The 25,973-nt window shown below is 66.1% G+C and carries 25 protein-coding genes; 9 read left to right on the top strand and 16 right to left on the bottom strand.

The features are described from left to right. The first annotated feature begins 394 nt into the window (after window positions 1-394). The 3 genes from ACQR0U_RS09990 to ACQR0U_RS09980 are packed head-to-tail and all read left to right on the top strand — an operon-like array spanning window position 395 to window position 3,902. Entirely contained in the window at window positions 395-1,348 is a 954-nt protein-coding gene (locus tag ACQR0U_RS09990; protein WP_315713416.1) for a sugar-binding protein, read from the top strand. Between the two features lie 13 nt (window positions 1,349-1,361). Further along, window positions 1,362-2,864 carry a sugar ABC transporter ATP-binding protein gene (locus tag ACQR0U_RS09985; protein WP_316165959.1) on the top strand — a complete coding sequence of 501 codons (1,503 nt, stop codon included), beginning with the start codon at window positions 1,362-1,364 and terminating at the stop codon, window positions 2,862-2,864. Window positions 2,865-2,876: 12 nt separating this feature from the next. Further along, window positions 2,877-3,902 (top strand): ABC transporter permease, encoded by a 1,026-nt coding sequence (locus ACQR0U_RS09980; RefSeq protein WP_434843136.1) that lies wholly within the window; start codon window positions 2,877-2,879, stop codon window positions 3,900-3,902. Window positions 3,903-3,955: 53 nt separating this feature from the next. Here ACQR0U_RS09980 and ACQR0U_RS09975 read toward each other — a convergent pair whose 3' ends face one another. Further along, a complete protein-coding gene (locus ACQR0U_RS09975; RefSeq protein ID WP_315713413.1) occupies window positions 3,956-4,744 on the bottom strand; it encodes a L,D-transpeptidase in 789 nt (262 codons plus the stop codon). Window positions 4,745-5,061: 317 nt separating this feature from the next. Between ACQR0U_RS09975 and ACQR0U_RS09970 the strand changes: the two genes are divergently transcribed. Next, the gene (locus tag ACQR0U_RS09970; RefSeq protein ID WP_316165961.1) at window positions 5,062-5,412 is read left to right on the top strand and encodes a hypothetical protein; all 351 of its coding nucleotides are present in this window, start codon (window positions 5,062-5,064) and stop codon (window positions 5,410-5,412) included. A 14-nt stretch (window positions 5,413-5,426) separates the two neighbouring features. On the opposite strand, the gene ACQR0U_RS09965 is transcribed toward ACQR0U_RS09970, so the two are convergent. Continuing rightward, window positions 5,427-6,188, bottom strand: coding sequence for an ABC transporter permease (locus ACQR0U_RS09965; RefSeq protein ID WP_434843135.1), 762 nt, complete (start codon window positions 6,186-6,188; stop codon window positions 5,427-5,429). Next, window positions 6,185-7,105, bottom strand: a complete 921-nt coding sequence (locus ACQR0U_RS09960) for an ABC transporter ATP-binding protein (protein WP_315752447.1) — start codon at window positions 7,103-7,105, stop codon at window positions 6,185-6,187. Before ACQR0U_RS09960 ends, ACQR0U_RS09965 begins: the two co-directional genes overlap by 4 nt. Before the next feature lie 289 nt (window positions 7,106-7,394). On the opposite strand from ACQR0U_RS09960, the gene ACQR0U_RS09955 reads away from it, so the two are divergent. Both ACQR0U_RS09955 and ACQR0U_RS09950 read left to right on the top strand, forming a co-directional pair. Continuing rightward, a complete protein-coding gene (locus tag ACQR0U_RS09955) occupies window positions 7,395-8,129 on the top strand; it encodes a hypothetical protein (protein ID WP_409977968.1) in 735 nt (244 codons plus the stop codon). A 119-nt stretch (window positions 8,130-8,248) separates the two neighbouring features. Then, window positions 8,249-9,295, top strand: coding sequence for an alpha/beta fold hydrolase (locus ACQR0U_RS09950; RefSeq protein ID WP_434843134.1), 1,047 nt, complete (start codon window positions 8,249-8,251; stop codon window positions 9,293-9,295). Window positions 9,296-9,300: 5 nt separating this feature from the next. Here ACQR0U_RS09950 and ACQR0U_RS09945 read toward each other — a convergent pair whose 3' ends face one another. The 8 genes from ACQR0U_RS09945 to ACQR0U_RS09910 form a co-directional block, all read right to left on the bottom strand. Next, complete coding sequence (locus ACQR0U_RS09945; protein WP_315752449.1) at window positions 9,301-9,924, bottom strand: methyltransferase family protein; 624 nt, start codon at window positions 9,922-9,924, stop codon at window positions 9,301-9,303. A gap of 41 nt (window positions 9,925-9,965) precedes the next feature. Further along, window positions 9,966-10,991 (bottom strand): NAD-dependent epimerase/dehydratase family protein, encoded by a 1,026-nt coding sequence (locus ACQR0U_RS09940; RefSeq protein ID WP_315752450.1) that lies wholly within the window; start codon window positions 10,989-10,991, stop codon window positions 9,966-9,968. Continuing rightward, window positions 10,991-11,542 carry an Mpo1-like protein gene (locus ACQR0U_RS09935; RefSeq protein WP_315825264.1) on the bottom strand — a complete coding sequence of 184 codons (552 nt, stop codon included), beginning with the start codon at window positions 11,540-11,542 and terminating at the stop codon, window positions 10,991-10,993. Before ACQR0U_RS09935 ends, ACQR0U_RS09940 begins: the two co-directional genes overlap by 1 nt. Before the next feature lie 243 nt (window positions 11,543-11,785). Further along, complete coding sequence (locus ACQR0U_RS09930; RefSeq protein ID WP_315713405.1) at window positions 11,786-12,457, bottom strand: OmpA family protein; 672 nt, start codon at window positions 12,455-12,457, stop codon at window positions 11,786-11,788. After that, window positions 12,457-12,873, bottom strand: a complete 417-nt coding sequence (locus tag ACQR0U_RS09925; protein ID WP_315713404.1) for a hypothetical protein — start codon at window positions 12,871-12,873, stop codon at window positions 12,457-12,459. The genes ACQR0U_RS09930 and ACQR0U_RS09925 overlap by 1 nt, the downstream gene beginning before the upstream one ends. A gap of 151 nt (window positions 12,874-13,024) precedes the next feature. Next, entirely contained in the window at window positions 13,025-13,951 is a 927-nt protein-coding gene (locus ACQR0U_RS09920) for a hypothetical protein (RefSeq protein ID WP_315825263.1), read from the bottom strand. 281 nt (window positions 13,952-14,232) lie between these two features. Further along, entirely contained in the window at window positions 14,233-15,363 is a 1,131-nt protein-coding gene (locus tag ACQR0U_RS09915) for a hypothetical protein (RefSeq protein ID WP_315825262.1), read from the bottom strand. Between the two features lie 73 nt (window positions 15,364-15,436). After that, entirely contained in the window at window positions 15,437-18,037 is a 2,601-nt protein-coding gene (locus ACQR0U_RS09910) for an ATP-dependent helicase (protein ID WP_316226145.1), read from the bottom strand. A 291-nt stretch (window positions 18,038-18,328) separates the two neighbouring features. On the opposite strand from ACQR0U_RS09910, the gene ACQR0U_RS09905 reads away from it, so the two are divergent. Beyond that, entirely contained in the window at window positions 18,329-18,502 is a 174-nt protein-coding gene (locus tag ACQR0U_RS09905; protein WP_009030497.1) for a DUF1328 domain-containing protein, read from the top strand. An 83-nt stretch (window positions 18,503-18,585) separates the two neighbouring features. On the opposite strand, the gene ACQR0U_RS09900 is transcribed toward ACQR0U_RS09905, so the two are convergent. The 4 genes from ACQR0U_RS09900 to ACQR0U_RS09885 are packed head-to-tail and all read right to left on the bottom strand — an operon-like array spanning window position 18,586 to window position 21,654. Further along, window positions 18,586-19,230, bottom strand: coding sequence for a hypothetical protein (locus tag ACQR0U_RS09900; protein WP_315713402.1), 645 nt, complete (start codon window positions 19,228-19,230; stop codon window positions 18,586-18,588). Next, window positions 19,227-19,991: an OmpA family protein gene (locus ACQR0U_RS09895; RefSeq protein WP_316169801.1), complete on the bottom strand. Its 765-nt coding sequence runs from the start codon at window positions 19,989-19,991 to the stop codon at window positions 19,227-19,229. Before ACQR0U_RS09895 ends, ACQR0U_RS09900 begins: the two co-directional genes overlap by 4 nt. A gap of 1 nt (window position 19,992) precedes the next feature. Further along, entirely contained in the window at window positions 19,993-20,754 is a 762-nt protein-coding gene (locus tag ACQR0U_RS09890) for an MBL fold metallo-hydrolase (RefSeq protein WP_315713400.1), read from the bottom strand. A gap of 60 nt (window positions 20,755-20,814) precedes the next feature. Beyond that, on the bottom strand, window positions 20,815-21,654 hold the full coding sequence (locus ACQR0U_RS09885) for a roadblock/LC7 domain-containing protein (RefSeq protein WP_315825259.1): 840 nt from the start codon (window positions 21,652-21,654) through the stop codon (window positions 20,815-20,817). 260 nt (window positions 21,655-21,914) lie between these two features. Here ACQR0U_RS09885 and ACQR0U_RS09880 point away from each other — a divergent pair, with 260 nt between their 5' ends. Then, a complete protein-coding gene (locus ACQR0U_RS09880) occupies window positions 21,915-23,414 on the top strand; it encodes an amidase (protein WP_434843238.1) in 1,500 nt (499 codons plus the stop codon). Between the two features lie 282 nt (window positions 23,415-23,696). Further along, complete coding sequence (locus tag ACQR0U_RS09875; protein ID WP_316165973.1) at window positions 23,697-24,914, top strand: alpha/beta hydrolase; 1,218 nt, start codon at window positions 23,697-23,699, stop codon at window positions 24,912-24,914. Between the two features lie 133 nt (window positions 24,915-25,047). Here the strand turns inward: ACQR0U_RS09875 and ACQR0U_RS09870 are convergent, their stop codons facing one another. Beyond that, window positions 25,048-25,887: a class I SAM-dependent methyltransferase gene (locus ACQR0U_RS09870; protein WP_434843133.1), complete on the bottom strand. Its 840-nt coding sequence runs from the start codon at window positions 25,885-25,887 to the stop codon at window positions 25,048-25,050. Window positions 25,888-25,973: the final 86 nt, after the last annotated feature.

Genomic DNA, 25,973 nt, shown 5'->3' with positions numbered 1-25,973 from the left:
CGATTTCTCGAGCGTCTGATCGCCGACTTTGCTGTACCGCATCGCAAAATGCAGTGGTTTCGCGCTTTCTGCGCGGGCCTCTGTTGCGTGCCCGTCATGACCATGCTACCTTGAGGTGCGCCCCTCATTTGAGGTCGGTACTTTACGCGTCTTCGAATGGGTGGGTTGGGGCACGCACGCGCAGTCGAGCTGGATCGCAAACTGAGCGGTGAGGGACCGGTCTGGTCGTCTTGCCCTGAGCGAACGATCGCGCGGACGCTGTCCAGATCGAGGTGCTGTTCGTCCGGGCGGAGCCAGCGGTTCGGACGAGAGACGACTGTTCGCGACTAGATATCGTTCGACTACAAAATGCCGGCCGCATCAAAGCAGGCCGGCTTCACATGGGAGGGGTTCAATGAAGCGTCTTTGGATTGCCGGTGCGTCTGCCTTGTTGTCGATGGCGCTCGGTCTCGGCTCCGCGGGAGCCGCGGACAAGAAGGTCCTCGCCTTCGTCGTCAACGGTGCCTCCGACTTCTGGAAGATCGCCGAGGCCGGCGTGAAGAAGGCGCAGGGCGAGCTGCCCAATTACAACCTGCAGCTCAAATATCCCGAGCAGGCGGCAGCCGCCGTGCAGCAGCGGATGCTGGATGACCTCGTCGCGGCCGGGGCCGCCGGAATCATGGTGAGCGCCGTCGATCCGAAGAACCAGACTGAGCACCTGAACAAGATTGCCGCACAAACGGTGCTCTTCACCACCGACAGCGACGCCCCGCAATCCAAACGCATCGCCTATATCGGCTCCTCCAATACCGAGCTCGGCAAGGATGCCGGCAAGCTGATGCTGAAGGCGCTCCCGAACGGCGGCAAATGTGTCGGCTTCGTCGGCCTGCTCGGGGCTGACAACGCTCGCGAGCGCATCGAAGGCGTGAAGGAGACCATCAAGGGATCGAAGGTCGAACTGGTCGACGTGCGCGGCGACGAGATCGACCAGACCCGGGCCAAGCGCAATGTCGAGGACATCCTGGCAGCGATGCCGGACGTGAGCTGCCTGGTCGGCTTCTATTCCTACAACACCCCGCGCATCTATGAGGTGCTGAAGGAGGCCGGCAAGCTCGGCAAGATCAAGATCATCGGCTTCGACGAGGATCCGATCACGCTCGGCGGCGTCAAGGACGGCGCGATCGAGGGCACCGTCGTGCAGCAGCCGTTCGAGTGGGGCTATCAGGGCATGAAGCTGATGGCGAAGGTCGTTGAGGGCGACAAGTCGGGCGTGCCGGCGAACGGCATCATCATCGTGCCCGGCAAGGTGATCGAGAAGTCGAACGTCGACGACTTCATGGCGCAGATGAAGCAGATGCTGAAGAAGTAGCGCGACGGCCGGCGTGCGCGAGCCCTTCCTCGAGCTGATCGACATCGGCAAGACCTATCCTGGCGTGGTCGCGCTCGACCACGCCAGCCTGTCGGTCGCGCCCGGCGAGGTGATCGCCCTGGTCGGCGAGAACGGCGCCGGCAAGTCGACCTTGATGCGCGTGCTCGGCGGCGTCGTCGAGCCGAGCAGCGGCACGATCCGGATCGATGGCACGGCGCGGACCAGCTACACGGTGGCGGACGCGATCGCGTCCGGCATCGCCTTCGTCCACCAGGAGCTGAACCTGTTCGACAATCTCGATGTCGCAGGCAACGTCTTCATCGGCCGCGAGCCGGTCTATGGCGGTCCGCTGCGGCTGATCGACCGGGCGACGCTGCGGGCCAGGGTGCGCCCGCTGATCGCGCGCCTCGGGGCCGATTTCGAGCCGGAGACGCCGCTTGCCGAGCTGTCTTTGGCGCAGCGCCAGCTGGTCGAGATCATGAAGGCTTTGTCGCTCGATGCGCGCTGCGTGATCATGGACGAGCCGACCTCCAGCCTGACGCTGTCGGAAACCGAGCGGCTGATGCAGGTCATCGCCGGCCTGAAGGCGGGCGGGGTCAGCGTCATCTTCATCACGCATCGCTTGAACGAAGTCATGCAATGCGCCGATCGCGCGATCGTGCTGCGCGACGGCCGCATGGTTGGCGCGCTCACGCGGGACGAGCTCAGTCCTGCCGCGATGATCCGGCTGATGATCGGCCGGGACCTGCGGTCACTCTACGTGCCGCCGGCCGCGCCGCCCGGCGAGGCCGTGCTCGACGTGGTGGAGGCCGTGACCGCGACCTATCCCAACCAGGCCGTCAGCCTGCAGCTCCGGCGCGGCGAGATCCTCGGGCTTGCAGGTCTCGTCGGCTCCGGCCGCACCGAGCTCGCGCGCGGCATCTTCGGCGTCGAGCCGCTGCTGGCCGGGGGCATCAGCCTGGAGGGCGAGCCGATCCGCATCTCGACGCCGCGCGCGGCGATCGATCGCGGCATCTATCTCATCCCGGAAGACCGCAAGGCCTGCGGCCTGCTGCTCGACCTGTCGATCGCCGAGAACATCTCGCTGCCGGATCTCGCCTCCTATCTCAGCTTTGGACTTGTCGACATCAGGCGTGAGACCGAGAATGCCGACCGGCAGCGCGAACGGCTCAAGATCCGGGCGTCCGACGTCAAGGTCTCGGTCGGCACCTTGTCCGGCGGCAACCAGCAGAAGGTCGTGCTCGCCAAATGGCTGTCGATGCGGCCAAAGGTCTTGATCTTCGACGAGCCGACCCGGGGCATCGATGTCGGCGCCAAGCAGGAGATCTACGACATGCTGCGGCGGCTGGCGGATTCCGGCGTCGCGATCCTGATGATCTCGAGCGACATGGAGGAGGTGATCGGGGTGAGCGACCGGATCGCCGTGATGCATGAAGGCATGATTTCGGGCTTCCTGGCCCGCAACGAGTTCAGCGAGCACAACGTGCTTCAGCTCGCCGTCGGCCATACCGTCTGAGCGAGGGCGCCCGTGCAGAAAAAAGATCTCAGCCTGCTGATCCTGATCCTGGTGGTCGGCGCCGTCGTCGCCTTCATCAACCCGCGCTTCCTGCTGGTCGGCAACCTCTCCAACACCGCCAACCAGGTCGGCATGTTCGGAATCTTCTCGATCGCCGAGGCCTTCGTCATCATCGTTGGCGGCATCGAGCTCGCCGTGGGCTCGGTGATCGCGTTGCTCGGCGTGCTGTTCATCGACCTCATCGTCAACCGGGACGTCGACTGGGTCGCCGCCTCGTTCCTCATCCTCGCCGGCGGCGTCGCCATCGGCATGGTCCACGGCACGCTGGTGACCAAGATGCGCATCCAGCCCTTCGTGGTGACCCTGTGCGGACTTTTGATCTATCGCGGCGCGGCCCGTTATTACACCGAGGATGCCACGGCCGGCTTCGGCTACGGCGCGAGCTTCCCGGCGCTGGAATGGCTGGCCGCCGGCCGCACCGATGTCCTCGGCTTTCCACTGCCGCATAGCGTCGTGGCGCTCGCCATCGTGGCCGGCATCGCCTGGCTGGTGCTGCACCGCTCGGTGTACGGCCGCTATTTCTACGCAGTCGGCAAGAACGAGGAGGCGGCGCGCTACTCCGGCATCCGGTCCGATCGGGTGACGATCGCGGCCTATGTGATCTGCGGCGCCCTGACGGCGCTCGCCGCGGTCCTGCTGGCGATGTACACCCGGTCGATCTCGCCGGCGGTGCATGGCTCGTTCTACGAGCTCTATGCGATTGCCGCAGCGGTGCTCGGGGGCTGTTCGCTGCGCGGCGGCGAGGGCTCGGTCATCGGCGTCGTGCTCGGCACAATCCTGCTGCAGATGCTGCAGAACCTGGTCAACCTGCTGGGCATCCCGAGCTCGCTCAATTTCGCCGTGATGGGCACGGTGATCCTGATCGGCGTGCTGGCCGATCAGTATTTCGTGCAGCGGCGCGCGCGCATGCCGACGGCCCGCGGGCAGGCCAGCGCCGATCGTGCGTCCGCCTCGCTCGAGCGGGTCAACGCCGAGTGAGGAGGCGCCGATGCGCTGCGTAACAGCGCCCGGCCGCGAGGATCAATGCGCGATCAGTCCTGATAGGTGTAGTAGCCGCGCGGCTGATAATAAGAGCGCGGCTGGTAATAGCGCGGCTGCGCGTAGCTCGGATTGCCGTTTTGGTAATCGTACTGCTGCTGCTGCGGATAGGCCTGGGCGTCATAGACGCGCCGGGCCGTGCCGCGCGGCGCCGGATAGCGCACGCCGTTGTCGCTGCCGTCGGCGGGATAGATGTAGCCGTCATCGGGCCGCTGCTGCGGAACGACCTGGCGTCCCGGCAGCATCTGTGGCTGCGGCGTCAGCACGACCGGCTCGCCACTGTCGTCATACTGCTGCGGCACGTCGCGGCGGGCAACAGCGGTGCCGCGGCGTGGATTGCGCGCCAGCGCCACCTCGGCCGAGCCGGTCAGGGTCACCGTGGTGTTGAGCACGCCGTCCTTTTGCACCAGGTCGTAGAGCGTCGTGGCATTCGCCTTCGACAGCCGGACGCAGCCGTGAGACGCGGGGGTGCCGAGTCGGCCCTCCGAATCCGTGCCGTGAATCGCGTGACCGACCTTCGTGAAGAAGATCGAATGCGGCATCGGTGCGTCGTCGAATTCCTTGGAAAAATGATCGGCCTCCATGCGGAAGGCGCGGAACGAGCCATTCGGCGTTTCCCGTGAGGGAATGCCGGTCGAGACTGGCCATCGATAACGCTCGACGCCATCGACGGCGACCGTCATGATCTGGCTGTTCTTGTCGACCGTGATGTCGATCTTGGCCAGAGCCGGCGTGGCCGACAGAAAGGCGAAGCCGGCAACTGCAAAAAGGATGGTACGCATCTAACTTCTGGCCTCCAGGGCCCTCGACTGTGGAGAGACCTCAAAACGGGACTTTAACGCCCAGGTCATCGCCTCGGCCTGCACTATGTCGGAATTGCCGGCTTTGTTCCAGCCGAGGGCAGCCTCAACCTTAATGTCGGGCAGGACCAGGACAAAGGCTCCCCGCGTTTATCGGCGCTGACATTTTCGCGACCTCGGATGGTCTTTCATTCCGGCGTTTTGGGACCTCTCTAATCGGTGCAATTCGTCACGACCGCGCAACTTTTTGGCCGCATCCGCGTTTCAAGGATTCCCCCATGCGGTTCCCAGGACTCAAAATGTTGACGATGAAGGCCAAGACGGCGGTGCTCGATGATCGCGCGCCGCAGAAGCTGACCTATCTGCTGGCTGCGCTCGCGCTGGTCGTCCTGGCGCTGGCCTGGCTGGCGCTGCCGCAATTCGCCCATGCCCAGGGCATTATCCGTGGCGCCCACGAAGGGGCGCACGAAGGCAACCGTATCGCCGGTCCGGTGGGCGGCGTCGTCGGCGGCGCGGTCGGTGCCGGCGTCGGCGGAGCCGTCGGCGCCGTCGAAGGCGTGCTCGGCATTCCACACCGCTCCTATTACCACCGGCACTATCACTGCCGGGGATACCGCGACGGCTACGGCCGCTTCCACTGCTACCGCTGAGTTGAGGCGCCGGCTCAATGCTTGAGCCGGTAGCCCGTCTTGAAGATCCAACAGATGATCGTCATGCAGATCGCCAGGAACAGCAGCGTCACGCCGACGCTGATTTCCACCCTGACGTCGGCGATCTCGTAGAAGCTCCAGCGAAAGCCCGAGATCAGGTAGACCACCGGGTTGAGCAGCGCGATCGAATGCCAGGTTGGCGGCAGCATGTTGACCGAGTAGAAGCTGCCGCCGAGGAACGTGAGCGGCGTCACCACCAGCATCGGGACCATCTGCAGCTTCTCGAAGCCGTCGGCCCAGATGCCGATGATGAAGCCGAACAGGCTGAAGGTCACGGCCGTCAGCACCAGGAACGACAGCATCCACACCGGGTGCTGGATGTGCAGCGGCACGAACAGCCCGGCGGTCGCGAGGATGATCAGCCCGAGAATGATGGATTTCGTCGCGGCCGCACCGACATAGCCGAGCACGATCTCGAAATGCGAGATCGGCGCCGAGAGGATCTCGTAGATCGTGCCGATGAATTTCGGGAAGTAGATCCCGAACGAGGCGTTGGAGATGCTCTGGGTCAGCACCGACAGCATCACGAGGCCGGGCACGATGAAGGTGCCGTAGCTGACGCCCTCGACGTGGCTGATGCGCGAGCCGATCGCGGCGCCGAACACGACGAAGTAGAGCGACGTGGACACGACGGGCGACACGATGCTCTGCAGCAGCGTGCGCCAGGTGCGCGCCATTTCGAACTTGTAGATTGCGGCGACCGCGCGAAAATTCATTGCCGCACCAGGCTCACGAAGATGTCTTCAAGGGATGATTGCTTGGTCTCGAGATCGACGAAGCGGATGCCGGCGGTCCTGAGATCGCCGAGCAGGCTGGTGATGCCGGTGCGCTCGCCCTTGGTATCGTAGTCATAGGCGAGCCGCCAGCCGTCGTCCGACAGCGCCAGATGATAGGGCGCGAGCGTCTCGGGGATGGTCTCGATCCGGTGCTGCAGATGCAGGCTCAGCCGCTTCCGGCCGAGCTTCGCCATCAGCTTGGCCTTGTCCTCGACCAGCACGATCTCGCCCTTGTTGATGACGCCGACGCGATCGGCCATCTCCTCGGCTTCCTCGATGTAGTGCGTGGTGAGAATGATGGTGACGCCGGCGGCCTTCAGCTCGCGCACGACGTCCCACATGCCCTTGCGCAGCTCGACGTCGACGCCCGCGGTCGGCTCGTCCAGGAACAGCACCTGCGGCTCGTGCGACAGCGCCTTCGCGATCATCACGCGGCGCTTCATGCCGCCGGAGAGCGTGATGATCTTGGCGTCCTTCTTGTCCCAGAGCGACAGGTCCTTGAGGATCTTCTCGATCAGGGCGGGGTTCTTCGGCTTGCCGAACAGCCCCCGGCTGAAGCTGACAGTGGCCCATACGGTCTCGAACGAATCGGTGTGCAGCTCCTGCGGCACCAGCCCGATCAGCGCCCGTGCGGCACGGTAGTCGCGGTTGATGTCGTGGCCGCCGACCGCGACCTTGCCCGCGGACGCATTGACGATGCCGCAGATGATGCTGATCAGCGTCGTCTTGCCCGCGCCGTTGGGCCCGAGCAGCGCGAAGATCTCGCCCCGCTCGATCGCGAGATCGACATTGTTGAGCGAGGTGAAGCCCGAGGAATAGGTCTTCGACAGGCCGGTAACGGAAATGACGGGAGCCATCACGGGGATTCGATGCGAGGGATTCGAAAAGAGCGGGGGAGCTGCGCGGAGGAGGGGGCGCAGGCGCAGGCGAAGCGCTCAGATAGGGACGGCGATGCGTTCGCGCAATCGTGCGCGCCGCCCTCGATCATGTCGGTTGTTGGGCTTTTCCGTGGCCGATATGGCTGAGTGTTGCCGCTCAGCCACGTCTGAGGAGGAACGCCGCCTTGCGATGTCCGACGATGTTGCGTCCGCGAGCATCTTGGGTACGGTCGCGCCGTCTCGACATTTCCGCCGCGGAGAAGGACCGATGACGGCACGCGCCAGCACCGTTCGACCCACCTTCAAGCGCAGCCTCTCGGCGCGCTGCTTTGGCATGGTGGCGCTGGCCGTTGCGCTGGCTCTGCCGCTCGGCACCGGATCGGTCCGGGCGGCACCGAGCCCGGCGGCCGCAAGCGCCGCCAGCACCACGCATGTCTATCTGCTGCGCGGCGTGCTCAACATCTTCTCGCTCGGGCTCGACGACATCGCCGCCAAGCTGGATTCGCAGGGCATTCCGAACACGGTCGCCAATTTCGTGTCGTGGTCGTCGCTCGCCGACGAAGCGGCGGCCGCCTATCGCGCCGGCCGGATCAAGACCATCATCCTGGTGGGCCATTCCTCGGGCGCGACCGCGCTGCCGGACATGATCAACAAGCTCGGCCAGCTCGGCGTGCCGGTGAAGCTCGCGATCGGGCTCGATTCGGTGTTCAAGACCAAGCTCGTCGGCGGCAACGCCGAGCGCTACATCAATTTCTACATCGCCAGCGGTGCCGGCGAGCCGGTCCGCCGCGACGACGGCTTCCGCGGCAAGCTCGAGAATGTCGACGTGCAGTCGGTTCCCGGTGTCGGCCACGTCACGATCGAGAAGAACCAGATCATGCAGCAGAAGGTGATCGGTGCCATCGATGGCGTGGTGTTCGGCGGCCGCGGCCGCCCGGCGGCGGCGCCGCCGACGCGCATGGCCGCGCCGCAGCGCGCGGCCAACGTGACCGGCTACCGGTAATCGGCGGCCGCGCCACTGGGCGCGCGCCCCAAAATGCTCCCATTCGGCGGCGACAAACGGTATGGCAGGGGGGACATGACCCTGCTCGATCTCAGCCGAGAGCTTTCCCGGGAGCGCGAATGACCAGCGTGGCGCGAATCGCGAGGCGGTGGCTCGGTCCAGCCAAGGTGGCTGCCGGCAGGAGACTGCTCGCGATCCTCGTCACCGCACCTTTGCTCGCGGGACTTGCCGCCCCAAGCATCTCGCTGGCCGCCCAGCCCGGCGCTGCGTCCGCCCCCGCGCCGACCAGATCCGCCAAGGCGTCCCCGGCAGCAACCCCCGCGGCGATCCGCGCCGTACCCACTGCGCCGCCCGAGATCAGCCAGCCGCTGCCGCCGCCGCGGGTGTACCTGTTCCGCGGCGCGCTCGGGCCGCTGTTCTCGACCGGGATGGATCGTCTGGCCGAAAAGATCGAGCAGGCCGGCTACCGGGCCAGTGTCTATGAGTTCACGCTGTGCGACCTGATCGCGCTCCAGGTGGCCAAGAACTACCGCCAGGAGCCGGGGCCGATCGTGCTGATCGGCCATTCGATGGGCGGGCTGTGCAGCGTCCGCATCGCGATCACGCTGCAGGAGCAGAACATCCCGGTTGCCCTCGTCGTCACCGTCGATCCGGCGCATGCGACCAAGAGCGTGCCGCCCAACGTGCAGCGCTTCATCAACCTGTTCCTGTCCGACAACATTCTCGGCGGCGGCGACGTCAAGCCGGAGCCCGGCTTTCGCGGTCACTACGCCAGCTTCGACATGAAGGATCATGATGAGGTCACGCACATCAACATCGACAAGATGGAGGACGTGCACGCCCAATTGGTCACCATGATCAGCCAATTGTCGCAGACCTCGGCGACCGCCGACGCGGACCCGGTGCCGCTGCGCTACTTGGTGCCGCCGAAAGCCTCCGTGGAGCTGTGGGACAGCGGCACTGCTCTGGCGGTACGGCCGGGCGAGACCCTGGACCAGATCGCCACCAATTATCACGTTCCGCTCTGGGCGCTCCAGCAATCCAACCGCGGCCTCGCCACCCAGCCGTTGGTCCCCGGCCAGCGCATCATCCTGCCGCGCCACCTGCTGCCGCAGGCGGCAAACCAGTCGCCGCAGCCGCCTTCGGAAGCCCAGGCCAGACGCTGAGCGCTCTAGCCCGGCGGCAGGAACGGAATGATCATCGGCACGCGCTGCCGGTAGGTGACGTAATCCGGCCCGAGCTCCTGCGCGAGGAAGACCTCTTCCATCTTTGCCTTCCAGGCCATCCCGAGCGAGATCAGGACGGCGCCCAGCACGGCGGTCACCGTGCCCACCGCGATGCCGGTGGCGATCATGCCGAGGATCAGCCCGGTATAGATGGGGTGACGGACCATGCCGTAGGGGCCGGTGTCGATGACCTTGTGGCCTTCCTTGTGGGTGATCGCGTTGGACCAGAAGCGACCGAGATGGATGCGCGCCCACCAGGTGAAGGCGATGCCGGCCAGGGTGACGACGGTCAGCAGGTAGACGCCGGTCTCACCGGGAGTCCAGAACGGCTTCTCGCCGAGCAGGCGCGAGGTCCACGGCGTGAACAGGATGCCGCCGAGCACGATCAGCGCGTGATAGCGGCTGGTCTTGATCACCGTCACATGCTTGCGGGTCTGCCCCGACCAGAACGAGGCGCCGACCCAGCTTGCGAGCCAGATCAGCCAGATGATGGCCAGCAGCGAGGTGGGCCAGGTGGTGGTCCATCCGCTGAACGCAAACGACGAGATGGGGCTGGCATCGCCGGACATGTGTTGGAACCGTTATGAGACCTGGGACCGGCTGCTCTTAGCTATTCGGCCGCGGTGCGAAAAGGGTGTTGTTTACCGTCGAGCCGCTTTCCCGGCTCGGAACCGAGCAGAAAGCCGATCGTCTCGCGCAAGGTCGGCTCGATCGGGCGCGGGACGTAGCCGAGCTCGCGTTTGGCCCTGTCGATCGACAGATCCGAGGCCGCGCGGGCGATCCGCACCCCCTCGGCGGTGCCGGACGGGCAGCGCTTGGTGAGGTGATCGGAGACGAGCTCGAGCATGCCCGCCGACAGCTCGGCCAGCCGGCCGGGCACGGCGACCGCGACATGCTTGCGGCCGCTGATCGCCGCCATGAGATCGAGGATGCGGCTGAGGCGCAGGCTCTCGCCGCCGAACACGTAGCGGCCGCCGACCTTGCCGCGCTCCATCGCCAGGATCAGGCCGTCCGCGACGTCGCGGACGTCGACCAGGTTGACGACGAAGTCGAGATAGAGCTGGAGCCGGCTGTCCAGGAAGTGCCGCAGCATCTGCGAGGGCGGTGTCAGGTTGCTGTCGTGCGGCCCGATCGGCATTGTCGGCGTGCCCACCACGACGGGGAAGCCGTCCGCCGCGGCGGCCATGGCGCGGGCCTCCGCCAGCGCCTTGGAGCGCGTATAGGCGCCGGGCATCGCCTCGGCCGGCGGTGCGGTCGGTGCCGATGCGGCGCCGGTCGAGCCGGGATAGTCGAACAGGATGGATTCGGTCGAGCAGTGCAGGAACCGGCGCACCCGGCCGGCGCGCGCCGCCGCCAGCACCGTCTCCGTGCCCACGCAATTGACGCGGTAGAAGTCCTCGCGGTCCGGCATCCACATGCCGGGCAGTCCAGCCAGATGATAGACCTGATCGGCGCCGGCGACCGCCTGCTTCACCAGGCCCGCATCGAGCACCGAGCCTTCGATGTACTCGACGTCAGCGATCATGTGGCTGGGGCAGCGAATATCGAGCACACGCACCTCCGCGCCCCGCGTCGCGAGCGCAGAGACGAGGTGATGGCCGATGAAACCGCTGCCGCCGGTGACGAGGACTTTCATTAGGGGCGCGAGTGCTGATCGCCTTGAAGCCGGTCCGATGCGAGCCGATCCGGCGACCAGTCCGGCGCGATGAGGTCGGACACCGAAGGCCGCAGACCCAACGCCATGTACAATTTCGCCATCACGAACATCGGACCGAGAAAGAGATGCGCCGGATGATCCAGCAGAGATGGATTGTTGCGCTCGAACACCTTGTGGCCCACGGCCTGCGAGACAAAGCCGAAGATGATGAGCGCGGCAAACAGCGCCCAGAAGGCGACGCCATGGACGTGATCGGCGATCATCATGGCCGCAGCAAGGAACAGCACGGCGAAGGCCAGGATGCCGGCCCCGAGTGCGGCATCGAGCAGCAGCCAGTAGAGCAGGACGGGCAGCGCCAGCACGGCGCCGAGGCCGATCCGGATGCCGAACGCGTCGAAATGCCACAAGCTCAGGGGCAGCACGGCGCCCAGGAACAACAGGATGATCCCGAACACATGCATCAGGCCGTTGCGCGGATCGCGATGGTATTCGACGTAGTCGACCATCTGGCGTCGGAACATGGCGTTCATGGCTGGCTCGCTCGTCAATGAGATCGACCGTCGCTCAATCGACGGCCGCAAAGAGGGGGCTATACCATCAAGCGGCTGCATCGACAAACCCGGCAATCACGGCCCAGCAGCATTGCCGCGCGACCCGACTTGAAAACAGGTTCCATTGGCGCCTGTCGGGAATAGCGTATCGGCAACCTGCTGAGACAACAGTCGCACCTGCAGCGCGCTGGGTTCATGGCCTCAGCGCAGGTCTCAATTGCATCAACTGCGATGCTTGCGCGGGGCCTGCTTGTGGGGCGCTGCCGGGGCAGGGGCCGAAGGCGGCGGCGCGGCCTCTTCGACGGTCTTTGCGATCGGGATGATCTGGATCTGCTGATTGACGGCGGCGGTCGGCTTGGACGGGTCGAGCAACTGCTCCTCGCCAAGTCCGATCGATTGCAGCCGCTTGACCGAGATCTTGAAGGTGTTCGCCAGGATGTCGCGGATCGCGTCGGCGCGGCGCTGGCTCAGGATGACGTTGGCCTCGCGCTTGCCGTTGGCCTCGACATGGCCGACGATCAGGAAGGTGTAGGGCAGCAGATCGGAATACACCATCGCATCGGCGATCCGCCCGACGGTCTGGTACGATTCCGGGCGCACGATCGGCGTGTCCACGTCGAACTGGATGTCGACGTTGAAGGCCGGCAGATTCATCAGCTCCGGCGCGATCGGCGGACGCTTCTGCGGCGGTGGCTCGTTGCGCCCGCGCGACCTGGAACGCTCCTGCGTCTGCTGCTTCAGCGCCGGCAGATCCAGCGTGGGTGCGGTTTCGAAGCGGCCGAGCTGGCGCACGATGTCCTCGCGACCCGGCTCCTGCGACCAAGCGGGCGCGCTCGCGGCCATCAGCGAAGCCACGATCGGCCCTGACAGCAATGATCTCGCGGTCCGCCGCATCAGCGATACCCCGCTTCGCCCATCGCCTGCTGACACCGCGCGCTCACGCCGTTGGCCGTCATCAGGCACGGGATCGATTTGCTCGTTTCCTTCGTGGAGCCGCCACACAGCTTGACGATCTCGCGCTGGCAGGCGTTGGCGACCGTGACCCGCGCCGCGATGCGCTTCTGGATCGCCTCGAACGCCTTGAAATAGGTCGCCTTGCACTGCGCGGAGACGACGTCCTGGTTGCGCGAGAGGCATTCCTTGAGGCGGTTGGAATCGAGATTGACGCCGCGGCAATTGGCGGTGATGTCGGCGCCGCAGCTCGACGCGATCAGCCCCGCGGAATCGCCAAAGCTCATCGTCTGCGCCGCCGCCAGCGAGGGCACACACAGCGCGACCGCAACACTCAACAGAATGTATCCCCGGACCATGCAGTCATCTCATACGACGCGAGCTGCCACGGTCAAGGCCTAACAGCGGCGAAGCTGTGGGACGTTGATGAAGCGGCCAAATCTGCCAGTCTCGGAGACGTTCAGCAGGCGCGTTCGGCTGCAAATGACCGGCCTCTGGAGCGATCGTCGGTCAAAAAGTGGATTTCAGGACGCGATCCATCTCGGCGAAGAGCCGTCCCTGCTCGGCAACGAGCTTGTCGACGATGTCCGTCGAAACCACCAGGCGGTTTTCGGGGGACGTGGCGTTGGCGCCAAAGACATAGACCGTGTATCGCCCGAGCGTTTCGATCGCGAAGCCGGCATGCGGATCATATGGCAGCTCGATCGCTCCGTGCTCCATCGGGTTCGACGTCAGCAGACAGGCCTGGCCCACGAGCTCGATAGCGTCCAAGGATGCGGCGATGGTCGTGGCCCTGGGAGCTGCCGACGGGTAGTTCTGACCGATCCAATCGAACGCCTGAGCCACCGTGCGACCGCTGCGTGCGACATCATCGATCACCAGCGGCTTGAACAGGACGGGAGGGCCGATGAAGCTGGACGCCAATCTCACGCCGGTGCTGTCACCCTCGAGGGGGATGACGGGAATGTCCAGCCGCAGATACTCCTTGACGAACCGCCCCACGGAGGCGCCGCCGCGATTCAGCGTGAAGATCGCATCGGGGACCAGATCGTTCGCGAAAGCGGCAATCCTGCCCAGACCGGAAAGTGTCTGGTCAGTATCGATGCGCCGGATCGCCAGCACGGGGCTTGCGCTCTCGATCGATCGAACGAGATCTTCGATCTTCTCGAACAGAGAGTGTTCGGCGTTCGACGGCCCCTTGTCTGCCAGCGCTTCGATCAACCGGACGAGATTGGCCGACGTTCGTGCCGAAAACAGCCGGTTGGTTCCGAATGGATTGGCCGGTTCGATCGTGAGGAATCCCGCCTCTCGTCCCAGCGTGGCGATCTGGTCGATATCGGCGAGCCGCTGCGAGGCCCAAAGATGATCGACGTGAACCATCAGCGCGTCGATATAGCCTTCCAGCCGCCTGGCCAGCAGTTTCTCGCGGGCGAGCATGTTCAGGAATGCCGGAGCTGCAACATGTGAGCCGACGTCATGTCTCGTCCTGGTCGGCTGGCGAACGTCGGCGGACGCGGTCGCTGCGGCTGCCGCTGGACGCCGGCTTTCCCGCCACGCCGTCACCTGAGAATGCATCGCCTCGAACTCCGCGATGCGCTGGTCGATGGCCTGTTCGCCCTCGCGTTCAACGAGGCTGTTGTAGTTCTTCCGCGCCCCCGCGCGCCGTTCGGGAGGCGTGCCGGTCAGTTCGAGGAGCTGCTCGATCTTGGCACCTGCGGTCATGACCCACCATCTGCCCAGGACGCGAAAGAGACGCCCTCATGAGCGAGAAACTGCTTCACTTTCTCCATCAGCTCATCGATCAGAGACGAGCACTGAGTAGGTAGTCCCTTACTTTCCACAATGCTAGCTGCTAGTCCTTTCTTTTCCTTCAAGCTGGCATCGAGACGTGCCTGCTGATCGGCATTCAGGTAGGGCCAGAGCGCTTCGAGTTCCGCCATGCAGCTCTCCTGCGCCAGTCCGGCCGCAGAACGTGAGGCTAGCACGGCCTCGGCGCGGTCTCCTAGCTCCGCCAAACCCAGAATTCGGGTCAAGGAGAGCGCGCGCTTGAGCGCTTTGACGAGCTTGCCCGCCTGTCGGTGAGCCAACATGTCGCGGAGCAGAAACTTGAGATAGCGCAGAAGCTCCTCGGGGACGACCAGCGGCCAGGGCGGGTTGCCGTCGGCTGTGAGCACGGCCTCCTGGAAGACGAAGCTGCGGCTGGCCGCACCCTTGCTCCGATCGGACGGATCGGAAGGCAGCACGACGTTCGATACCGGCATCACGCCAAATGGCGTGACGCCGTCGACGAAGTCGAGCTTGATCCGCTCGCTTTCGGTCGCCAGCGAACGCAGCCGACCCAACGCGGTGATGAGGTCTTCCCACGGAGCCTGATACTCTCGATCGAATTTGACCCGAACCAGAATGGTCGGACCATCACGACGCATGAGACGTTCGACACGATTGGCGATCTCGCTGCCATCGTCGAAGATGTATTGGGCAAGGTCGACATCCCCCAGCGCGGCCACCCGTCCAGCGAACGTCGTGGAGCCGGACAAGACGACGTTCCCGCGTCCCTCCAACATGCTTCGTTCCGCCACGCTGACGAGCCCGTCGAGGGTGATCGCGCTGGGGAATGCAAACGCAAGCGGCCAAGGTACGTAGACCGTCCAGGACCCGCTCCGGGTCGTGAGGTATCCGGCATGCTCGGCAGCAACACTCAGCCGTTCGTCCGGATCACAATGGGCGCTCTGGAAGGCATACTCCTGAACCAGTCGCTTGAAGCTGCCGATGATCAGCTCCGGAGCCGTCCCTCGCTCGGCATCGACGGCCAACGCAATAATGTCATTCGGCGTGAAAGGTGCAGCCATGGAGCTATGCCATGAAATTTTACAATCATAGCTTTAGGCCCGAACTTCAGCAAGCACCGCCGCTCGCGCGGGGTCACGCCCGCTGCACGAAGCTGTCGACGACGTGCTTTTCGCCGGCCTTGTCGAAGGCGATGGTCAGCTTGTTGCCGTCGATCTTGACGACGCGGCCATAGCCGAACTTCTGATGGAAGACGCGGTCGTCGAGGGCGAATTCCGACGTCGTGCCGGTGGATTTCGCCACCAGCTCGCCCTCGATGATCATCGGTCCGCGCTTGCCACGGCCGAAATGACCGCCGAAGCCGCTGCCGAACGGATCACGGCCCGAGAACGGCGACGGCTCTTCCTTGAAGCCGCCCTCCGACGAACCGCGCGCCGCGCCCGGCCGACGTGCCTGAGCGCGCTGCCAACCCGGCGTGGAATAGCTCGATCCGAACGACTCGACATTGTCGAAGCGCGACGGGCCGTAGCCCCCGGCGCCGCCCCAGCCCGAGCCGCCCTTCGACTCGGTGATCTCGACGCTCGGCGCGGGCAGCTCGTCGAGAAAGCGCGACGGGATCGTGGTGGTCCAGGTGCCGTGGATGCGGCGGTTGGTGGCGAAATAGATTTTTGCCCGCCGCCGCGCGCGGGTCAGGCCGACATGGGCGAGGCGGCGCTCCTCTTCCAGCCCGGCGCGGCCCTGCTCGTCGAGCGTGCGCTGGCTCGGGAATAGCCCTTCCTCCCAGCCCGGCAGGAACACGTTGTCGAACTCCAGCCCCTTGGCCGAATGCAAGGTCATCAGCGACACCGCTTCCTCGTCGGCCGCGCCCTCGCGGTCCATCACCAGCGAGATGTGCTCGAGGAAGCCGTGCAGGTTCTCGAACTCCTCCATCGAGCGGACGAGCTCCTTGAGGTTGTCCAGTCGCCCGGCCGCATCGGCCGAGCGGTCCTTCTGCCACATCTCGGTGTAGCCGCTCTCGTCGAGCACGATCTCGGCGAGCTCGGTGTGTGGCGTCACCTCGCGCTGGGCGCGCCAGCGCTCGAACTGCAGGATCAGCCCGCGCAGCGAGCCGCGCGCCTTCGGCTTCAGCTCGTCGGTCTCGACCACCGCGCGCGCCGCCTCGAACAGCGGGATGCGGCGCTTGCGGGCGTGGTCGTGCAGCATCTGCACCGTGGCATCACCGAGCCCGCGCTTGGGCACGTTGACGATGCGCTCGAAGGCGAGGTCGTCGGCCGGCGAGTTGATGACGCGCAAATAGGCCAGCGCGTCGCGGATCTCGGCGCGCTCGTAGAAGCGCGGGCCGCCGATCACGCGATAGGGCAGGCCGAGCGTGACGAAGCGGTCTTCGAACTCGCGCATCTGGTAGGACGCGCGCACCAGGATCGCGATGTCGTTGAGATGCTCGCCCTTGCGCTGCAGCTCCTCGATCTCCTCGCCGATGCCGCGCGCTTCCTCCTCGGAATCCCAGGCGCCGGTGACGGTGACCTTCTCGCCCTCGACGTCCTCGGTATGCAAGGTCTTGCCGAGCCGGCCTTCATTGTGGGTGATGAGGTGCGAGGCGGCGGCGAGGATGTGACCCGTGGAGCGGTAGTTGCGCTCGAGGCGAATGACCTTGGCGCCGGGGAAGTCGTGCTCGAAGCGCAGGATGTTGTCGACCTCGGCGCCGCGCCAGCCATAGATCGACTGATCGTCGTCGCCGACGCAGCAGATGTTCTTGAGCGGCGGCGTGGCGCCCTGCGCGGCGTCGTCATTCCGGGGCGCACCGCCAGGTGCGAACCCGGAATCTCGCAGTTGGTTATCCTCAGCGCGGGATTCCGGGTTCGGCTCTTCGAGCCGCCCCGGAATGACGGAGGATGGGGCGACGGCACGCGACGAACTCGGCGCCTGCGACAGCAGCCGTAGCCACAGATATTGCGCGACGTTGGTGTCCTGATACTCGTCGACCAGGATGAACTTGAAGCGGCTCTGATATTGCCGCAGCACGTCAGGGTTCTCGCGGAACAGCCGGATGCTCTCCAGCAGCAGGTCGCCGAAATCGGCGGCGTTGAGGATCTTCAGCCGTTCCTGGTAGCTCGCATAGAGCTTGCCGCCCTTGCCGTTGGCGAACACGGCGGCCTCGCCCGAAGGCACCTGGGACGGCGCCAGGCCGCGGTTCTTCCAGCCGTCGATCAGGCCGGCCAGCATGCGCGCCGGCCAGCGCTTGTCGTCGATGTTCTCGGCTTGCAGCAACTGCTTGAGCAGGCGGATCTGGTCATCGACGTCGAGCACGGTGAAATTGGACTTGAGCTGCACCAGCTCGGCATGGCTGCGCAGGATGCGGCCGGAGATCGAGTGGAAGGTGCCGAGCCAGGGCATGCCCTCGACCGCCTGTCCGAGCATCTCGGCAAGCCGCGTCTTCATCTCGCGTGCGGCCTTGTTGGTGAAGGTCACCGACAGGATCTCGCTCGGCCGGGCGCGGCCTTGGCTCAGGATATGCGCGATGCGCGTGGTCAGCACACGGGTCTTGCCGGTGCCTGCGCCGGCGAGCACGAGCACCGGGCCATCGAGCGTTTCGACCGCCTCGCGCTGCTCCGGATTGAGGCCGGCCAGATAGCGCGCGCCACCGGTCGCGGCGGCGCGGGCGCGCGCGGCGATGCCGCCGGCAACGGGCTGGTGGTCAGGCGCAGGAAAGGGGCTCACGCGGTTGGGCTCGGTCATCAGCGAATCAGTCTCGTCCCTCGGATGGCATCATATGACGGCATCACGAGGTCTGCAGGAAGGAGCCCTCATAGCAGGGATTGACGGCTATATGGGGCCGGGTCCGGCGTTTTACAGCCCTAAATCGGGCCAGACGGACGCCGCTCCAGCCTCGCTGGGCATTTGTTCCGGCAAATCGCGAAATTTTAGCGGCCCGCGTGGCCGGAACCTTTGTTCCGAGCCATGATTATTTCGGCAACGGCGCAAGCTCCGCGTCGCTTTGAACCGCAATCGAGAGACAGAGGTCGTGTCATGTTAGGCTGGGTTGTCACCTTCCTGGTTATCGCATTGATCGCCGGCATTCTCGGCTTCGGCGGCGTCGCCGGTGCCTCCATCGAGATCGCCAAGATCATCTTCTTCATCGCCATCGTGCTGTTTCTGGTTTCGGCCGTCGTGGGCCTCGCCCGTGGCCGCAGCCGCGTGTAGTCGGCCTCATCCCTGACAATGAGGTCGGCGAAGGGCGCAGTGCCTCGCAAGAGGTGCGGCGCCCTTTGCGTTTTGAGGAGGTGTCAGGCCGGGGCCGTCAGCGCGACCTGCACCTTGGCGAGGGCGGGATCGAGCGCCACGGAGGCGAGGCGCGTATCGTTGGAGAGCGCGGTCAGAGTGAGCGTCTGGTCCTGCACGCGGAAGATCCGGCACAGCGTCGTCGCCTCCGAGGCGTCGCGCAGCATCACCGACAACGGCGCGATGTGGGTCTCGTCGGCGATCTTCTCCGCCACGAGCGCAAGCCGCGTCGCCGCCGCCGCAAGCTGCTCGGTGCGGTGTGCGGTCGTATTGGCCGCGAGCGGCAAGCCTTCCTCGTTGGTGAGCAGCACGGTCTGGAAGCGGCCGACTTCGGCGATGCGGTCGAGCAGCGGCACCAGCTCGCGGCGCCGGCCCGGCCGGCTCGCGAGCTGCGCCAGATCCAGCGAGATGCGCTCACGCTCGACCAGCGGCGCCAGCACATCTTCGATCGCGCTGCGCAGGCTGGTCTCCCGCTCGATGGCGTCGTGGCTGCTCTGCTCCTGCAACTGGTCGAGGCTGGCCGCCTGCATCTGCACCTGCCGGCGCAACAGCTCGCGGGACAGCGCGCCCTGGCGGGCGCCGAACAGATAGCCCGAGGTCAACAGCAGAATGGCGGCGCCGAGGCCGCTCACGATGGCATAGATCGTCATGGTCGCTTCGTCGCTGTGAGTTGACTGCAATCATCGACGCCCGCAATGCGCAGCACGGCCTTGCGGTCGCCCGCGACCGCCTGGGCATCGCCGCGCGCCTCGCCGGCGCCGGCCGCGCGCACCGACATCCGCTGCGCGGGGAGGCCCTCGCGCTTCAACTGGGCCGCGATCTCCTTGGCGCGCGAATAGCTGAGCAGCACGTTCAGATCCTCGGTGCCGCTGGCATCGGTATGCCCCTCGATGATGATGGTCGCCTCACCATGGCGCGCGAGCGCGCGTTGCAGGATCGCCAGCGACCGCTTCATGTCGGCAGGGTTCGGTCGTGCGCTGCCGCGCTCGAAGCCGACCGCCAGCGGCGCGAAGCACTCGGCGGAGGGCTTCGCGGGGCTCTGGGGCTCCGGGGGCGCTGCCGGGGCGACCGGCGGTGTCGGTGGCGCGACCACGACGGGAGCGATCGCGGGCGGCATCGGCGGCGCCGCGACCGGTGCCGGGTCGACGATCCGCGCCTCCCGTCGCTTGGGTGCCGCGTCGGCAACGGGGGCGTCGCGCTGCGGCACGGCCGTCACCGGCATTGCGGCCGTCGCGACCGGCGGCGTGGCGGTGCCTTGCTGCCAGAGCGCTGCCGACATGACGGCGATCAGGGTGCCGGCGACGGCGAAGGCCGCGGCGAGCCAGACCGGCGCCTCTTCGCCGGCCACGGTGCACGCATCGATGCGCATGGCGGGAGAAGGCAGAGCGGAGTTCGGGGAGGGCGCCAGCATGTCAGCCCACGGGCACCTTGAATTTCGGCGTGATCAGGTCGATGCCGCATTCGAGCCCCGCGCACCACGCGATGAACTGGCGCGACATCGTAGCATCCGGAAACAGCGCGCCGTGCTGCGGGGCGATGATCTCGATGTCGAGCGTGCTGACCATCTGCGCCCACGCCTTCATGACGCGGTTGGAGACCATGTAGCGCCGGTGAAAGCCCTCCATGAAGCGTGTATGCGCCTTGAAGTCGCGCACGACGGTGTAGTCGACGCCGATCGAGGCGCCGAGGTCGCCGCTGTAGAGGATCTTCGAGATCGGATCGTAGAGCTGGAAATTGCCCTCACTGTGCAGGAAGTGCGCCGGCAGCGCGTACAGCCTGCTGCCCGCGAGATCGAACACCATGCCCTCGTCGGGGATCGGCTTCAGCCGGTGGGCAACGATGTGGTCGAAGCCGAAATGCGGCACGAAGCGGGTCCACAGCTCGGAGATGTAGGCGTCGGCGTCGGTCGTCATCAGCCAGCCGTTGATCGCCGCGACGATGTCGGGATCCTGGTGCGACAGGAACAGATATTTCAGCCGCCCGCCCGAGAGCTCGCTGAAGGTCTCGCTGAGCACCCTGGAATAGACCTTGTGGCCGCCCGGATCGAGCAGCATGCCGACGCGGTCGTGGATGATCAGATGCTGGTTCGCCTGCACCGCGTGGTCGCCGGCGCCGAAATCCTCCAGCAGAATGTTCTTGTGAACGCCGTCGTCGTAGAGGACGGTATTGGCCATGAAACTACTCCCGCCGGCGCCGCGCCATCGCAGCGCGCCGGCTCATTGGACGACGGTGCGCTACAGTACCTTCTGCAGCGATCTGACGGCTTCGCGCATGTCGAAGAAGGTCAGCCCGAGCTTGCTGTTCTCGTTGGTGAGCGCGAGCAGCAGCGCGCCGCGGCCGGCGCTGACCAGCACGGCATAGCCGGACTCGCCGCGGATGATGACCTCCTGCAGATGGCTGCGGCCGAGCTCCATGGCGGCGCGGCCGCCGAGCGACAGCAAGGTCGCGGTCATGCCGGCAACCCGCGTCTCCTCCATGTCGGCCGCGAGCACACTCGCGATCATCAGCCCGTCCTCCGAGATCAGCGCGCAGGCCTCGACCCCGAACGAGTCGCTCTGCAGCTTGCGCAGCACCCGGTTGATTTCATCGAGTCGTGACATCGGCTTCTCCTCGACGGCGCGCGGGGCAAACTTGGAATGAAACTGGGTTTGAGCCATGGCGGGGTCCTGGTCATCATCTTGAGCTGTTGAAACGGAAGCGGTCGGAATGTCGATTTGTGCAGTAACGAAGGAGGGATACAGCGGGTCATCCGGGACCAGCGTCGTCGTCTGTTCCGGACTGCCGTCCGGCGCCGTCAGCGCGCGTGTCTCGATCGTATCAACCGCATCGTCGAGCGCGCGCTGCTCGGCCTTGATGCGTGATCGCGAGACCGGCGGATCCATCGCCTGCAACTGGGTCACCAGCGCCTGGCGGGCCGACTGGTAGACTTCGGCGCGGCGTTCGGGGGTGGAATCCGGCAGGCTCTCCATCGCGCGCGACAGCAGGATGAAGTAGTCGGCGGTGGTCACGGGCAGGGCTGCCGCATCCTCATGCGGACCGTGCGCTCGGCTCAGCAGGCTTGCGAGGCGTCCCATCGCTCTCTCGTCACTCTACGCAACTAACGATGCATAAGGTTAGGTCGGTGCAAGGGACAGGACGAATGATCTGAATCAAATTGACTAAAATCAGGACCAGACTGCGTAATCTCGCCCTCAAGTCGACCGCAGCAGATCATCGTGTGGCCACGATTGCCGCCAATGCGCCGTATTGCCGCCGCGTTCGGCGCAACTGCGCCTCGGTCGCAGCCAGAATCAGCTACGATCACGGCGACGAATGGCGGCGCGGGGAGGGCAATGTGAACGTCCGGGACTATGTGCAGCGCGATGCGACGGCGCTTGCCGCCGCGGTGAAGGGCGGCGAGACCCATGCGGCGGAGCTGCTGCAGCTCGCGCTGGCGCAGAACGAGCGGGCCCAGCCGAGGACCAACGCGGTCTGCAGGCTGATGGAGCGCGAGGCCCGCGCGCAGCTCGCCAAGCCCGCCAACGGCCCGCTCACCGGCGTACCGTTCCTGATCAAGGACTGCGCCCAGGACTATGCGGGCCTGCCGACGGCCTATGGCAGCAAGGCGCTATCCGGATTCGTCGCCGGCGAGCATGCCTCGGTCGTCAGGCGGTATCTCGAGGCCGGCCTCGTGATCTTCGGCAAGACCAACCTGCCGGAGCTCGCGCTGAAGGGCGTCAGCGACTCCCGCGCCTTCGGCCGCGTCAGCAACCCCTGGAATCCCGCACATACGCCCGGCGGCTCCAGCGGCGGCGCTGCGGCGGCGGTCGCTTCGGGCGTCGTGCCGATGGCCGCCGGCAATGACGGCGGCGGCTCGATCCGCATTCCCGCCGCCTGCTGCGGCCTGTTCGGCCTGAAGCCATCGCGCGGGCTGATCTCGTCAGGGCCCGGCTTCGGCGAGTACTGGTTCGGCGCATCCAGCGAGGGCGTGGTGTCGCGCAGCGTCCGCGACACCGCGCTCGCGCTCGACGTCATCGCGGGCGGCGAGCCCGGTGATCCCTTTCTCACCGCCGAGCCCGGCGTGGTCTACGCCAACGCGGTGGCCCGCGATCCCGGCCGCCTGCGCATCGGCTACACGGTGGCGTCGCCGATCGGGACCGAGGTGCATGCCGAGGCGAAGCTTGCGGTCGACAACGCCGTGAAGCTGCTGCAGGGCCTTGGTCACGAGGTCGAGGAGGCCTCGCCCGACATCGATGGCGCCGCGCTTGCGACAGCGTTCCTGCACATCTATTTCGGCCAGGTCGCGGCGCTGGTCGCCGACGCGCGCGGCAAGGGCGCCAGGCGCGAGGAGTTCGAGCTGCTGACGTGGGTGCTGTCGACGCTCGGCGGCGCGATCTCGGCCGGCGCGCTGACGACGCAGCTGCTGAAATGGAACGAGTTCGCGCGGGCGCTCGCGCGCTTCCATGCCCGCTACGACCTGCTGCTGACGCCGACGCTCGCGCATCCGCCGATCCGGCACGGCGAGGGCGATCCGAGCACCACCGAGCAGACCCTGCTCGACATGCTCGACCGCATCGGCCTGCTCGGGCTGATGACGCGCTGGGGCCTGCTCGACGGCATGATCGACAAGATCGCCCGCGACAGCCTGCAATATGTCCCGTTCACGCAGCTCGCCAATCTCACGGGCACGCCGGCGATGAGTGTGCCGCTGCACTGGACCGCCGACGGCCTGCCGCTCGGCGTGCAGTTCGTGGGCCGGCTCGGCGACGAGACGAGGCTGCTGCAGCTCGCCCGCCAGCTCGAGCAGGCGCAGCCCTGGTTCGCGCGCCTGCCGGACTGGGTGATGCAGAGCTGACCACACCCGGCGGGCCGGTTCGAGCAGCGCGGTCGTGCGTCGCACGACGCCGTGCACGTCCATCGCGATTGCGTGCGCGCTGTTTGTGGTGTTCTATCTTAGGTGGAGCGCGGTCGCCTAAGCCGCGCCGGCTCGGCGACGTTCTTCGGACGGCCACGTTCTTCGGACCCGGCACATCGCACGTCGCTGCCGTCGTGCGGAAACTACTCCGCGTCGCTTCCGACGGTCCGCTGGTCCGGTGCCGTGCCATGCACGTTGGCGATACTTTCAGAGGGCGGGATCATGAACGTCACAGTCTATTTCGCGACCAACAGGCAACCGATCACGGCTGAAGGCACGAATCAGATTACCGGGTTCAGCTCCGAGCTCGGTCCCGTCAACGGCTTGAACATCAGGTATGGCCGGGCCGAGATCGCGGTCGATCTGCAGGCATCGAGCTATGCCCTGGTGCCTGGATCGCTTCATGTCGAGGACGAGCAACTGATCTTTCCGCAAGGCTCCCGTGCGGTCCTCGGCAGCAATACGATCTTCGGCGCCCTGCGTGCCGACATGCTGGCGAAGGCGCGGCCGACGCTGGCGTTCATTCACGGCTTCAGCAACAGCTTCGTCGACTCGATCGAACGCGCCGGGTGGATCTCGGCGTTCTACGGGATCGACGCCAACATGTTCGTGTTCAGTTGGCCGTCGGTCGCCTCGCTGGTCGGCGTGCCGCTGCCCTTTGTGGACTACCAGCACGATCGCAAGACGGCGGCGGCATCCGGCCCGGCCGTGGCACGCACGCTGCGGCGGCTCTATGATTTCGTCGACGGGCTGCCCGAGAGCGAACGCTGCAACCAGAGCATTCATCTCATCTGTCACAGCATGGGCGTCTATGTCCTGCGCAACGCGTTGCAGGCCTTGATGCAGATGCCCGACCCGGTCGCCGGCGCGGCCATGGCCGGCGGCGTTCCGGCGATGGTGCGGATGGGCGGGACGCAGCCGTCCCTGACCGGATTGCGCAGGACCTTCGACAAGGTCGTGCTCGCGGCGGCCGACGAGGACGCGGACGCGTTCGACGACCCGGCGAAGCTGAAATATCTGCCGCGCACCGCGAGCAGCGTCACGGTCTATCACTCGACCAAGGATTGGGTGCTCAATACGCTGAGCGCGGGCACGAAATTCAACGGTCCGCGGCTCGGCAGCGACGGTCCCGACAACATGGGCAGCATCAGCGACAAGGTCACCGCGATCGATTGTTCGGATGTGACGACGTTCGAGCAGGACCCGCAGCAGCACCAGTATTACCGGATCTTCCCGGTGGTCCGCGACGACATCGTCCAGGTGCTGCAGGGCGTGCCGCAGAACCAGGTCAGCAACCGCGATCCGGTGGGGTCGGGACGCTACCGCATTCGGCCGCAGGCCCGCTTGGCGGTCAGGGCCACCAGTCCCAAGCCGCGCGCCGCGAAGGCGCGCGTCGCCAAGTCCGGTGCTGCGAAGAAGAGGGCGGCCGGCGGGAGCTGAGCGCGGGACGCAGGCGCGCCCGCATGGGCCGGCTCGGCGACGAGACGAGGCTGCTGCGGCTCGCCCGCCAGCTCGAGCAGGCGCAGCCCTGGTTCGCGCGCCTGCCGGACTGGGTGATGCAGAGCTGACGATCTCAGCGTTTGATGACGACCACTTCGAGATACTCCGACGGCACCACCATCGTGCCGTCCTCGGCGCGATTGAGCGTCCCGATCAGGGCCAGCATGTCGCGCTTGAGATCGGCCTGGCGGTCGCCATCAAGCGCAGCGAAGGCCTTGAGCACCGGGCCATAGTAGGTCTTGAACACGTCGACGAAATGCTCAGGCGAGCGGTAGCGCATCGCGAAATGACGCCGATGGCAGCGAATGTCGGTGGCATCGGCGAACATCTCTCGGATGCGTGCCTCGGTGCCCCACAGCGCCGGCGATCTGGCGCCGGCGGGCGGTGGCAGATATTTGCCGAGCGTCTTGAACAATTGGCCGATGAAGCCGTCGGGGGTCCAATTGGCCAGGCCGATCTTGCCGCCGCTGCGGCACACCCGGGTGAGCTCGGCGGCGGCGCGCTCCTGCCGGGGCGTGAACATCACGCCGAATGTCGAAACCACCACGTCGAACGTGCCATCGCCGAACGGAAGCGCCTCGGCATCGGCCTCCTGGAACTGCACGGACAGGCCGTCGGCGGCGGCACGCTGGCGCCCGCGGTCGAGCAGGGCAGGCACGTAGTCAGTCGAGACGACGTTGCACCAGCGCCGCGCTGCAGCCAATGTGACGTTGCCGTTGCCGGCGGCCACGTCGAGCACCTTCTGGCCGGCGCGGATGTCAAGCGCCTCGCAGAGTTCCTCGCCGACGATCTGCAGCGTGTTGCCGACGATGGCGTAGTCGCCGGACGACCACGCGCTGTGCTGGCGTGCCTTGAGCGCGGTGAAATCCGGCTCTGCGGTCACGCCGGCCTGAATTGCAGCTGATGCGGTCATGATGGTCTCCTCCGGAGAATGCAGCGCTGTTGCGCGCGCTGGTGTGTGGAGACGTACGCGGCAGGCTTCGGGCGGCGCTATCCAGA

The sequence above is a fragment of the Bradyrhizobium sp. HKCCYLRH3097 genome (genome assembly GCF_051167875.1).
Taxonomy (GTDB): Bacteria; Pseudomonadota; Alphaproteobacteria; order Rhizobiales; family Xanthobacteraceae; genus Bradyrhizobium.
Note: the sequence above shows the minus strand (reverse complement) of the source record. Positions and strands in the feature narration are given on the sequence as shown.